Raw genomic sequence first — 12,671 nt, forward strand, 5'->3', positions numbered from 1 at the left:
TCTGGATTTTACCGTGTTATAATAAACAAATAGAAATTGCGTGCTATGTAAAAACACGGTAAATTCCGGAGAAAAGAGATGGAGATCATACGTAACTCAAGTAACTCAAGTCGAATTCATTTCGTCGTAACGTTCGTGCTAATTGGCATGAAGCTGTTGTTGCTGCGATATTTTTTCTATGGGAGCCTTGGGGTTCAGGGATTGCCCGGTGAATGGCTATCGGTGCTGGCGCTGATGTGTTTGGTTGAGCTGTTGACGCCGGCTAAGGTCAAATGGGGAGTGTACCTCGGATTGAACTGGATTATCTCCGTGACCCTGTTTGCGGCGACGGTATATAATGCCTACTTTGGCACGGTACCAACGTATGCGGTGCTGAGCGGGCTCAACCAGGTTCCTGAGGTCAAAGCCAGCGTTGCTTCGCTGCTAAGGCCTGAACAATTTCTATATTTCATCGATCTGCCAGTGCTGATTGCGGTTCGCATCTTTCGTACGGCTCGCAGGCGCCGGGCTTCCCGGGGATTCTATCTGGCGGGGAGCCTCAGCTTCCGTAACGACCGGCCGCGCGGCTCGTTGGCGTGGAAGGTGGGGGTGGCTTTCGTCCTGATCGTCAGCCTCATGCTGTCCGGCCTTTATATCCGCTGGGGAAAAGACATCGACAACGAGCTGGTGCGCGCCGAAAGCGTAGGTTTCTTTAACTTCCAGGTCGATGCGGCGATCCGCAACCAGGAGGAAGAGCGGATGATCGCGGAAGGTAATCTGCAGGAGACGGCGGCCAAAGTCCGGCAGCTTGAGAGCAGCTATCCTTACAAAATGGATGTTACAGGGGTACCGGCTTATTTTGGCGCAGCCCGAGGGATGAACTTGATCATCGTGCAGATGGAGTCGTTCCAGAACTTCCCGTTGAACCTGAAAATTAACGGTCAAGAAATTACGCCCGTACTTAACGGTTTAGCGAAGGAAGGCTTCTATTTCCCGCACGTGTTCCAGCAGATCGGCCCCGGCAATACGTCCGATGCCGAGTTTATGTCCAATACGTCGATCTATCCGACAGCTGCGGAGGCGATGTCGACCGGCTATGGTGATCGGGAGCTTCCCAGTCTGCCGCGCCTGCTGCAAAAATACGGGTACACGGCGAATACGTTCCACATCAATAAGGTGACATTTTGGGATCGGAACAAAATGTACCCGGCGCTGAACTTCGATAAATATTACGATAAGCCGTATTATACAAACGATCATTTTAACGATTTTGGCGCGTCCGATGAGGAAATGTACCGGGTTGGCGTCGAAAAGCTGGCCGAGCTAAAGGCGCAAGGCAATCCGTTTTACGCCCAATTCGTCACCACCTCAAGCCATAATCCGTTTGTCGTGCCGAAGGATCGCTGCCAAATCGAACTGCCGGCCGATCTAGAAGGCACGATGCTCGGGAATTATATCGAGGCGGTCAACTACACGGATTATGCGATCGGCAAGCTGATTGACGGGTTGAAGCAAACGGGTCTGTGGGACCATACGATGCTGGTGTTCTATGGGGATCACTTTGGCCTTCAGGAGAAGGACGTTCCCGCTAAGCAAATCAGTGAGAAGCTGGGGATCGCTTACGACGAGCGGATCAGCCGGTTCAACATCCCGCTGATTATTCACATCCCTGGCCAAGAACAAGGTCAAGTCGTCGAGCGCACCGGAGGCCAGGTCGATATTTTGCCGACCGTAGCCAATCTTCTCGGAATCTCGCTGGAGAATGAGGGATTTACCGCCTTCGGGCACGACCTGTTGAATTTGGACCGTAATGTGGTGGGGATGCGGTATTATCTGCCGACAGGCTCGTTCTTTAACGATGAAGTCATGTTCGTGCCGGGCGCTGGCTTTGACGACGGCACCGCGGTTTCACTGGACACACTGCAGCCTGTCACCGATATTGCGCCGTACCGCAGCGACTACGATTACATTTTGCAGCTGATGAAGCTCTCCGATGAATATGTCAAGCTCCTCCCGAAACGGGGAAAATAAACGCAACAAGGCCCTGCTGGATACCGCAAGCAATAAGCGGTGCCATAGCAGGGCCTTCGTTTTAATAAATTAGCCGAGGATTGTATACCTCGTTTTCGCGCTCTCGGCAACCAGCTCCGGCAGCTCTTGCAGCTGAAGCTCATAAACTTCACGGGTGATGCTGCCTTCGTCTAACCGTTTCTGCAGCTGCTCCTGCAGTTGGGCAATTTGCAGCTGGACAACCTGGTTCGCATCTTGGCCGTGGGATTCGGCAATATCCGCCAGCGACTGGCCTTCAAGCAAAGCGTCGTAAACCTCCCGGTCGGAGGAAGCGCCAAGCACCCGGTTCAGCTCGTCCTCCGGACGCTCCGCCTTATTGCTGAGGCTGGATTGCTTGGAGGGGTGAGCCGCATAGGTCAGGCTGGTTACAAAACTGGACATGCTGGGGTTTATCGTAATGACAAGGGCCATCGTGCCAAGAATAACGACTTTTTTAAGCTTAAATTTCATAGATTTAATTCCTCTCTTTGGTGCAAGGGATAGTATTCATCGTAATAAATGATTGTCGTGAGATCATTGATGCCTATTAGTAATACGGTTCAGGTGCCCGGTAAGTTTCAATCGTCCGGCAGCTCCCTTGGAATATAAGGTGGTGCTGGATGAAGTTGTCCCTTATAATGGAATTTATTTCACGCTGAATTTCGGAACAGAGGGGGCTGAGAGGAATGGGCGATCATATGACGGTTCGTTCGCTCAACGTGGGAAAGCCGATCGAGGTGGAGCATCAAGGCAAAACAGTACGAACAGGCATATTCAAAATGCCGGTGACGGAAGCGAGGTATTTATCGTCGGTGAATTTTGCCGGTGATGAGCAAGCGGACCTTAAATTTCACGGGGGACCGGACAAGGCGGTCTGCGTTTATCCGTACGAGCGCTATGCTTATTGGGAGGAGAAGTTCGGGATCACCTTGGAACTTGGGGCATTTGGGGAAAATATCACGACCGAAGGGATGCTCGAAGACGAGATCTGCATCGGTGACCGGTTTCGTATGGGCGGCACGATGGTTCAGGTCAGCCAACCACGGCAGCCTTGCTTCAAGCTGGGCGTTAAGCATGGTTTGCCCGAGCTGCCGCAGGCGATCCAGCAAACCGGATACACCGGATATTATTTCCGGGTGCTCCAGGAAGGAGAGGTTCGGCCCGGGGATCAACTGGAGCTTGTCGAGAGGCACCCCGCAGGAGTCACGCTGGCGTTTGCCAACCGCGTAATGCACGTCGACAAAGAGGATGCCGAAGGGATCCGGCGTATTTTAGCCGTGGAGGAGTTGTCAGCCAGCTGGTGTGAACAGTTGACGGCCCGGTTGAATCGATTGGCCGGCAAATAGCGTCTTTCATTAAATCCGCTGCCCGTGATGGGAAGCGGCTTTTTTTGTTCGGGGATAGGCATCCGGGAGTGAAATTTTTTTACAAGCGGCAAACATAGAAACTTTTGCTTGGCATAACACGTCAAATGGGAAGAGTTACTTTTTCTTTAGCTGTTCATTAGCATGGGGAGGATGAGATTTTTGAAAAAAATTTGGGCTTCGCTCTTAGCCGCATTGTTAATCATACCAATCTTTCAACAGACGACGGCGCAAGCGGCTACGCCAATCAGCATCTACATTGATGGCAACCGGCTGACTACAGACCAGGCCCCGGTCATCATTAGCGGACGGGTGATGTTGCCGCTCCGGGCGATTTTTGAAGCGCTGGATGCCAAGGTGAATTACAACCAGACGCTGAAAACCGTTACCGCCTACAAAGACGGCACGACCATCACGCTGAAGCTGATGTCGCGTTCGGCAACCATCAACAATGAGACGGTCTTGCTCGACGTGCCGGCGCAAAGCATCAAAGGCAGAACGATGGTGCCCGTTCGCTTCGTCAGTGAGGCGTTAGGGCAGCAAGTGGGGTGGAGCAACTCCGCCAAAATCGTTACCATCAACTCCGGCTTCGGCTCGGGCGGATCGGGTGGCTCGGATAGCGGGAGTGATCCTAGTCCGGTGGCCTACGTCACTGCCCGTGATGTGGGAAATTACGGGGATGGACGGGATTTGCAGATCAGCTTCTCGAAATCCTCGAACGAATCGCGCGTTGAACAGTATCGCGTGATGATCGTGAAAGCATCAAATGCTTCCAGCTTTAATCTGGCAGCAGCCCAAAAAGTCGGATCGGCCAATTACACGTCGTTGTCTCCGTCGGGATCCGATCTGTCCTTGACGCTGTCGGCCAGCGCACGGGACGTTGACGGGGCTGCCATTCGTGAGGATCAATCTTACGTTGCTTATGTATTGGTGATTGGCAAAGGCAACAGCGCCAATACGTTGTCGAATCCATCACCGGCCTTTACGTTGACCAATACCGTTTCCGTAGCGGCTCCATCGAACGTTAAGGTCAGCGACGTGAGCGATTACGGCGATGGCCGCGACCTGAGCGTCACCTTTACAAGAGCGCAAAATGAAAGCAACATCGCTAACTATCGCGTGTTCGTCGTTAAGACGAAGGACGCTAGCAGCTTTACACTGAGCACGGCGAACAACTTGCCGAGCTCCTACTCTACGCTCGTGTCCAAATCAGGGAGCGGTTCGACATTAACCGGCCAGCTGGCCTCTTCCGCTCGGGATACGTCCGGAGAACTGATCAAGAATGGCGTGTCCTACACGGTGTTTGTGTTATCGGTGAGCAATAATACGGGATATTCGAACAAATTGTCGTCCGGCTCCTCCGCGATCACGCTCGCGCAAGGCTCGATTATCGCACCGGTCATCACGAAGGTGGAAGACTGGAACGATTATGGCGACGGCCGTGACCTGCGGGTGAGCTTCAACCGGATCTCAGATGAAACGCGGATTAGCTCGTACCGGATCTTCGTTGTGAAAGCCAGCGACTATGCCAACTTCAGCCTGGCAAAAGCGAACCTGGTATCCAGCGCAAACTATACGCAGGTTAATAAGACTGGTTCGAATATTACGTCATATGCCTTGTCCTCCAATGCGCAGGATGTAGACGGGGCAACGATTCGCAACGGTGTCAGCTATCGGGTATTCGTTATGGCCGTGGGCACCGGAGCTTACGCAGGGACCAATACGCTGTCGTCCGCTTCGGCTGCGATTACGTTAACGAATGGCAGCACGGTGGATATGGTATCGAACGTTACTGTCGAAGATGTGAGCGATTATGGGGACGGCCGTGACCTGCGGGTGACCTTTACCCGTGCTGCGAATGAAACGTATATTAGCAACTATCGGATCCTGGTGGTCAAAACCTCGGATGCGAATAACTTTACATTAGCCAAGGCCAACAATGTCGGCAGCGCAAACTATACGACGGTGAGTAAGAGCGGCTACACGCTCTCCACGATTCTGAAATCGGGAGCGAGAGACGTTGACGGAGCGACGATCCGTAACGGCGTCAGCTATCGGGTGTTTGTCCTGTCGGTAGCCAGCAGCGGATATAACCTGAGCAACGCCTTGTCTTCTTACTCCTCGCCGATTACATTGTCGAACAATATGGTTAGCGCGGTTTTGAACTTGAGTGCGGCGGACGTCAGCGATTATGGGGACGGCCGTGATCTGCGGGTAACCTTTACCCGTGCTGCGAATGAAACGTATATTAGCTATTACAAGGTGCTTGTGGTGAAAGCGTCGAAGACCGGAAGCTTTAATCTGAACGCAGCCAATTCGTCGAACTACTATACGACCGTTAACAAAAATGGTGCAACCTTAACCGTAAACCTTAACGGCGCGAAGGACACGGACGGAGAAGCGATTCGCAACGGAGTCCCTTACCGGGTGTACGTCCTGTCGGTTGCCGCAAGCGGCGGCGGATCGAACGTCCTGTCGGGATATTCGAACGAGGTTACGCTGGTGAACAGCACAGCGCTTCAGCCATTAAGCGTTTCGGCTGATGTCACAGGTAGCGGTTATTCCTACAGCGATATCGTGGTAAGCTTCAACAAACAGCCGAATGAAAGCAACGTTGAGGAATACCGCATTATGGTTGTTCCGGCAGCGAATGTGAGCAGCTTTAATCTGGAATATGCCAATACGGTGACTCTGGAAGATAACTATACGGCTGTGAAACCGAACGGACGGAACATTCAGGTTTCTTTAGGCAAGCCGAATACAGCATATGGCGTACCGTTGGATGCCAACACGACCTATCAAGTATTTGTGCTGACGGTAGCAAAATCCGGTTCAGGTATGACGAATCTGTTGTCCGGTCCTTCCGGTCAAGTGAAGCTAAAGGTTGATCCAAGCACCGTACCTGTATCTGCTGCAACGGATGTGAGCGCTGTGGTGAATGGCTCCGGCATTGAGGTGGTTTTCAGCAAACCAAGCAATGATCAAAGCATCAGCAGATATCTTGTCATTGCAGTCCCAACCTCGGGGGCTTCAGGTATCGTAGCATCCGAAAGTTACCAAGGGGCAGCTATTTCGAAGTCAGGACCTTATTCGGCTGTTTTGGATAAAGATTATCAAGGTAATCTGCTGGATTTGGAGAACAACACCTACAACGTTTACGTCATTACCGTTCCGGATATGAGCAGTTCCACCAACTATGCCATTACCGGACCCATTTCAGTAACAACGCCAGCCACACCATAAGCTATTTGTAAATAGAAAAATATTCAGAAAAGAGCGGTTCGCTTAAGGCGCCGCTCTTTTTTGCCTGCAATTTGCTATACGCCGGCGGCGGATTGACAATCTTTTCAAAATTTATGTAACATTAAGGTCAAACTAGGGAGCGGGAAGGAAACCAAATGCAGAACATCGATGAAGTGGTCAAAGCGGACGGAACGCTGGACGATCAAAAGATCTGGCGCCGGGAACCGGTGTACCAAGGCATGAACGGCCAGTGGGTGGAGCGGATCTACATCGCCCCGGGGCAGAGCTATATTTTCAAGCCGCTGACGAACGGTGAATCGGCAGACCGGGAGGCGTGGGTGTACCGGAACGTACTGGCGGAGCTGCCTGAGATCACCGCACCGATGCTGCTTGCCGCCTCGCCGGAGGGGAGCGGCGCCAAGAGCTGGGCGATCTTCGAGAACCTCGGGCCGCTGGACCATGTCTATCGGCTGGTGTACGCCCAGGCGGCAGCCAAGCAGCTGGCCCGCTTGCACGCGGCTCCCGCGGAACAATGGCCGGGCTTGCTTGCCCAAGGCCCGAAGCCCGGCATCGCAGCCATCGCCGCAGATGTGCTGAAGCGGCGGGAAGAGGCGTCGGCTGTCCTTAGCGGACGGGGACTGCCGGATCAATGGTTGGATTCGGCAGTCGTCTCAGCGGTCCGGGACGGTCGCGGCTTCACAGCCCAACGGCAAGTGCTGTCGCACGGCGATCTGCATCAGGGCAACTACGCCGTGACAGAGGCGGGGCGCGTGGTGTTGCTCGATTGGGAGCATGCGCACCGGAGCCTCCCGTATTGGGATTTGTATCATCTGATCGACATGTCGCATCCCCGGTTTCCGAAGAGGATGTCGGCAGAGGATCGGATGCATCTGCTTGAAACCTATCTTACGGAAGCGGATAAACAGGGCACGCCATGGGTCAAGGATGTGATGATCCGGGAGTACGCTTGGTTTGCTGCGATCTTTTCGATATGGATGCTCTTGTTAATCGAAGGAGATCTGCACCGAGGCGGCGGCGTGTGGACGACGGAAGGGCTGCTGCGACAGCGGGAAGAGACGTTGGACGGCTTGGACGGATGCCTTGAACTGCTGGAGAACATGGGTAGCATATGAACACTTACGATCTGCTAACGGACTGTAGTGACCTTATCAGCTCATTTTCGGAATATTTCCCGCTTTAACGGACCTGAAAGCCGCTATTTGGGCTATAAAGAGGTGTTTCTATCGGATTTGCCTACAATAAGGTCTCTCAAGTCCGTTGCTATGAACGTTTTTGTCAAGCCCTCGGTTTTAAATCTGCCTGAGCACGTGGCGCGAGAGCAAAAATGCGAGCGACGGTCGGCACGCTGCTATCCGTGGGTTGGTTACCACATGTTATGCCTTCGTCAGGGAGAGCCCTTGCAAGCTAGAAACGCACGTTCAGTTTCTTTCAAAACCTAGTGCAAACGGACTACGCAAATTCTCTCCTGAACCTTCGTTTGCTCCCGGGCCTCGTGCTCCGGCGTGAGCTTGTCAAGCGTCTTCCTTGACAAGCGGTGGGGTACAATTCAACACTTTTCCAAATCCTCATCGAAGATGAGGAACGCCACACGGCGAGTGTGGGGGTGCAGGGGGGCAACGTCCCCTGCGTCCTTCATCGTCCAAAGGCGTTAGGAGGCTGATGGCTGCTCCACGGTTCGAGCAACCGCCCATATGAACCCAATCAATTCCCGGGCCACCGCACCGACGGCCACATTCTTGTGCTTGTTCTTTCCAAACACAAGATGACGGTATTTGTAATGCAATCTTTCTTGCGCCTTCCAGGATAACAGCTGTACGTCGGCGGGCATGCCATCTAATCGCTTGGCGAGATCCCCTTTTACGGCAGGACGGTGACGGTAACTCCAAGCGGACTCCACCAAAGTCCGTCGTAAGCGGCCATTTCCGGCTTTGGTCATGCTGCCGCGGCGAGTACTTAGGCCCGTGGAATACTCACGAGGGACCAGTCCCAAGTACGCCATCAGTTGCGCAGGGGAGCGAAAACGCGCAAAGGTTCCGATTTCAGCCGCAAGGGTAATGGCTGTAAGCAATCCAATCCCCCGTAGGGACTGAAGAGCTTGGATCAGAGAAGCCTTAGAACCGGTCGCAGCTTGCTGGACCAGTGCTTTTTCTAGGCGCCCCATGCGTTGCTCGATCTCATCCAAAGCATGAAGCATTTCGCTGAATGCCACGTGCATGGACTCATACGGGAACGTAAGCTGCCCTAACCAGACGCGATACTTCTTGGTCCAGCGACGCTTTATGGTGGCGGGTGGTTCAATCTGGTGACGAAGCAGGAATTTCAAGATCCGCTGACGAGCCCGGTGGGCATCTTCCTTGGCAGCTTCACGGGCGCGAACCAATTCCCGTAGAGCCTCATCTTCCCGTTCGGGGACGTAAACGGGAGTGAGCTCTCCTGCACGATACAAACGCGCGAGTTGCTCGGCATCCCGTCGATCTGTTTTCACTTGGTCGCCGGGGCGTTTGGGAATGAGCGATGGAGCAATGACGACACAGTGGGCCCCCATGGAGGTGATCCAGCGATAGGTTTCGTAACCTGTGGGTCCTGCCTCGTAGCAAAACGATAGCGTTTCGGCCTCTCCCAGCTCTTTGATAAGCTTGCGTAACGCTGCCGGTGTGTGGGGAATGGTTCCGTAATAGCGTGGAGCTTCCCCGCTCACATCTGCAATCGCAACCGAAATTTTTTCTTTGGATACATCTAAACCGACGAATTTTGTGGTAGACTGCATAGTATCAGCTCTCCTTTGCTATGTAGCTCTGAAATGGTTTGGTTTATACTACACTATCCATTTTAACCTACGAGATGTAGCAATTTGGAGGGCTGTCTTTTGTTTACGTTCATCTTAGCTAAAACCTCGTAGTCCCGAATTCGTAGCGATTAACGTCCCTCAGGTCCGTTAGCGGTTGACGAAGCAAGACATGACGTGGCAAGCACACATTACTATAACAACTAGAGGCGGGGTTAAATGAAGAAAGTCGGTTTAGTCATGCGAAAAATCCAGTTTGCGGAAGCCCAAGGCCCGCGCGTGTTTGCGGAGCGGCTGCGCGACATCGGCCGGGAGCTAGGCGTGGAGGTTGTATTTATCTCACCGGAGCGCCATGTCAGCGGACACGATTGGCTTCCCGGCTATGAGCACGAGAAAGGCGATCTGGTCAATTACGATATCGTGCTGGACCAAATTTATTCGCAGAACATCGAGCACGTGATTTATACGGTATCCGGGTTTACTTTTCTCAAAATGTTCCTCCCCAAGAGCGTACTGTTCCCACACAGTTTCCCTGACCCGGCGTTGACTGGGTATGAGATGATGAAGCCGTTTTACGGGATCGTGGACAAGGCGATCGTACAGACGGAGTTTTTGCGGAAGCAAATGAACGACGTGTTCGGTGTGACGGATGTGGACGTGATTCCCATCGGATTTAACGAAACGTTGGCGGAGCGGTTTTTTGACCCCTCGGCTATCGTGGAGAATCGGGTACTCTGGATCGGACGGGACGAGGAGAACCGGCGGCCGGACCTGGTGCTGGAATATGCGCGGCAAAATCCGGACAAGGACGTCGTGATGGTGTTTGGCGGGGAGCGTTATAAGGAAAGTGTGAAAAAATACAACATCCCCCACAACGTCACCCTGCGGTTTGCGTTAAGCCAGGATGAAGTGTTTTCGCTGATGAACTCGGCCAAGGTGTACTGGAGCTGCTCCCGGTTTGATACCTTTGCAATGCCGCTGACCGAAGCGCTCGCGATGGGCAAAATCGTCGTCAAGCCGGAGCATCCCTGCTATGGTCACATTAGCTCCCGTCACGCCTTTGCCGGCAACGAGAACAACTGGTTTGAACTGGTCAACATGGCAGCAGCCTCACCGCTGAAGTATTCCAGGGACAACCGGGATTACGCCTTTGAGAAGTTTTCGGCGACAGTGATGAAGAGAGGATACGAGCGGTTCTTTGGAGAGTGGCTCAAATGAGCGGGCGGACGGAAGAAACCGAGGTAGCTGATCGATTGGAGCAATTGGCCGCAAGTGGGTGGCCTCCGCGCGAGTTGGAATGGCTTGGCACTTGGCGGCTTCGGGCAAACGACGGCGTCACAACAAGAGCGAACAGTGTGCTGGCAGCCGGACCTTTTCCAGAGGACGATTGGCTTGCCATCGTGGAGCACTTTTACCGGGAACGTGGACTGAGACCCTGCTTTCACGTCAGTGAATCTTCACCTCAAGAGTTGGATGGGCTGCTGGCCGCGGCGGGGTATGAGATCTCGATGAACTGCCTGCTGCTGGCGGCTTCTAGCCAGGATGTACTTCAGCGATCTACCGTTTACGAGGCTGACGATGTGGAGTTGGTTTATAAAGCGGGACCGGTCGAGTCATGGATGGACGCATTTCTACGGATGGAGGGATTTCCGGAGGAACGCCGGGCCGGATATACGTCGATCTTTACAGCAATGCCCACACCTAAGGCGTTTGTGGCAATCTATGAAGCGGGTGAGCCGGTGGGCTTAGCTACCGTGGTCATTGAGAAGGGCCGGGCCGGGATCAGCAATGTTGTTGTCGATGCACGCCACCGCCGCAAGGGGATCGCCGGCCGCCTCCTGCGTGCGCTAGCGTCTTGGGCGATAGAGAACGGCGCGGAAGGTATGCACCTGCAAGTGCTGGCGAACAACGCACCGGCGTTGGAGCTCTATAATAAGCTTGGCTTTACGGTCGTGTCGGAATATCATTACAGAGTTCTCAATAGCTGATAACGGAAAGGGCAGTCGGATACCGATTGCCCTTATTTTTTTTTGCCTGAGCAGGAATTATCAGGGTGTAAGCGAAATTACAAACTTATGAACTATAGGCTTAGGTTCCAACATACACTTGGTATATAAATTCATCGGCCAAAGAAAGGGCTGAGATCTGTGATACGTTCGTCATCAATCGGGATTCGCAGTTTTATCCATAACCGAAGGTACACTTCGGTTATTTCCACCATTTATGTAAGCGTTTTAATTATCAAGCTCATTGAAATTAGAGCAGAAACGGAGGAGAAGGCAAATGACATTGGCAGAGCGATTGGGGTACGGGCGGGAAGCCAAACTGTTGATTGTGAATGCGGACGATTTTGGAATGTGCCATGCGGAAAATACGGCGATAACCCAACTGCTACAGGAACGGGCGGTCTCCTCGGCGACGGTCATGATCCCTTGCTCCTGGGCCAAGGAGGCGGTGGCGTGGAGCGTTGCCAATCCGGAATTCGATGTGGGGGTCCATCTGACGTTCACCAGCGAATGGAACGGATATAAGTGGGGGCCGGTCACCCGGGATGGGGACGTGCGGACATTGGTGACAGAGGAAGGTTATTTTCCCGAGGACGTTGCTCGCTTCGAATTGCAAGCCAGCCGGCCGCAAGTGCGCCTTGAGATGATTAACCAGGTGGAGACGGCGCTGGCGTTAGGCTTAGCACCTACACACCTCGATAACCACATGGGCAGCTTGTATGGATTGGCAACCGGCCATCATTTCCTTGATGTGGCGTTTGAGATTTGTGCGGATTACGGCCTGCCCTTCCGTTTGCCGCGTTCGTTGCCGCAGGTAGGGAAATTGCCGCCGGAGGCGAACGCCCTGATTCATCAGGTCACCGAGCTCGCCGATCGGATGGGCGTGATCCTCCTCGGTGATCTCATCGGTTTGCCCTTTGGCAAGCAGCCGGGCGAAACGTACGAAAGCTACAAACGCGATATGATCACCGTCCTTAAAGCGCTCCGTCCCGGTGTCTCGGAGATTATCATCCATCCGGCGCTCGCGACGGAAGAACTGAAGGCCATCCACAACGAATGGGAAAAAAGACAATGGGATTATCAACTGTTCCGTGATCCGGACATTAAGGCGGTTCTTGCGGAGGAAGGCATCGAGATGATCCGCTGGAAGGACTTGCAGGACCTTCAGAAGTCACAGCAGCGGCCCTAAGGCCGGCCGGCGGATCGAATAAAGGAGGCAGGGCG

At 53.4% G+C, this 12,671-nt stretch carries 9 protein-coding genes; 7 read left to right on the plus strand and 2 right to left on the minus strand.

Annotation, left to right across the window (positions count from 1 at the left end):
• Positions 1 to 78 precede the first annotated feature (78 nt).
• A complete protein-coding gene (locus tag NSQ80_RS02115) occupies positions 79 to 2,010 on the plus strand; it encodes an LTA synthase family protein (protein WP_009223878.1) in 1,932 nt (643 codons plus the stop codon).
• A 69-nt stretch (positions 2,011 to 2,079) separates the two neighbouring features.
• Here the strand turns inward: NSQ80_RS02115 and NSQ80_RS02120 are convergent, their stop codons facing one another.
• Positions 2,080 to 2,499, minus strand: a complete 420-nt coding sequence (locus NSQ80_RS02120) for a hypothetical protein (protein ID WP_260071608.1) — start codon at positions 2,497 to 2,499, stop codon at positions 2,080 to 2,082.
• Positions 2,500 to 2,714: 215 nt separating this feature from the next.
• Here NSQ80_RS02120 and NSQ80_RS02125 point away from each other — a divergent pair, with 215 nt between their 5' ends.
• The 3 genes from NSQ80_RS02125 (at position 2,715) to NSQ80_RS02135 (ending at position 7,768) form a co-directional block, all read left to right on the plus strand.
• The gene (locus tag NSQ80_RS02125) at positions 2,715 to 3,374 is read left to right on the plus strand and encodes an MOSC domain-containing protein (protein ID WP_339301159.1); all 660 of its coding nucleotides are present in this window, start codon (positions 2,715 to 2,717) and stop codon (positions 3,372 to 3,374) included.
• A gap of 171 nt (positions 3,375 to 3,545) precedes the next feature.
• Positions 3,546 to 6,635 (plus strand): copper amine oxidase N-terminal domain-containing protein, encoded by a 3,090-nt coding sequence (locus NSQ80_RS02130; protein WP_339301161.1) that lies wholly within the window; start codon positions 3,546 to 3,548, stop codon positions 6,633 to 6,635.
• Positions 6,636 to 6,790: 155 nt separating this feature from the next.
• Positions 6,791 to 7,768 (plus strand): aminoglycoside phosphotransferase family protein, encoded by a 978-nt coding sequence (locus NSQ80_RS02135; RefSeq protein WP_339301163.1) that lies wholly within the window; start codon positions 6,791 to 6,793, stop codon positions 7,766 to 7,768.
• Between the two features lie 536 nt (positions 7,769 to 8,304).
• On the opposite strand, the gene NSQ80_RS02140 is transcribed toward NSQ80_RS02135, so the two are convergent.
• Positions 8,305 to 9,423, minus strand: coding sequence for an IS110 family transposase (locus NSQ80_RS02140; RefSeq protein WP_339301165.1), 1,119 nt, complete (start codon positions 9,421 to 9,423; stop codon positions 8,305 to 8,307).
• A 237-nt stretch (positions 9,424 to 9,660) separates the two neighbouring features.
• Between NSQ80_RS02140 and NSQ80_RS02145 the strand changes: the two genes are divergently transcribed.
• The 3 genes from NSQ80_RS02145 (at position 9,661) to NSQ80_RS02155 (ending at position 12,636) form a co-directional block, all read left to right on the plus strand.
• Entirely contained in the window at positions 9,661 to 10,659 is a 999-nt protein-coding gene (locus NSQ80_RS02145; protein WP_260071527.1) for a glycosyltransferase, read from the plus strand.
• Positions 10,656 to 11,429, plus strand: coding sequence for a GNAT family N-acetyltransferase (locus NSQ80_RS02150; protein WP_339301168.1), 774 nt, complete (start codon positions 10,656 to 10,658; stop codon positions 11,427 to 11,429). The genes NSQ80_RS02145 and NSQ80_RS02150 overlap by 4 nt, the downstream gene beginning before the upstream one ends.
• Before the next feature lie 295 nt (positions 11,430 to 11,724).
• Positions 11,725 to 12,636 carry a polysaccharide deacetylase family protein gene (locus NSQ80_RS02155; protein WP_323078761.1) on the plus strand — a complete coding sequence of 304 codons (912 nt, stop codon included), beginning with the start codon at positions 11,725 to 11,727 and terminating at the stop codon, positions 12,634 to 12,636.
• The last annotated feature ends 35 nt before the right edge of the window (positions 12,637 to 12,671 follow it).

Source organism: Paenibacillus sp. FSL K6-2441, from assembly GCF_037964765.1.
In the GTDB taxonomy this organism is placed as follows: Bacteria; Bacillota; Bacilli; order Paenibacillales; family Paenibacillaceae; genus Fontibacillus; species Fontibacillus phoenicis.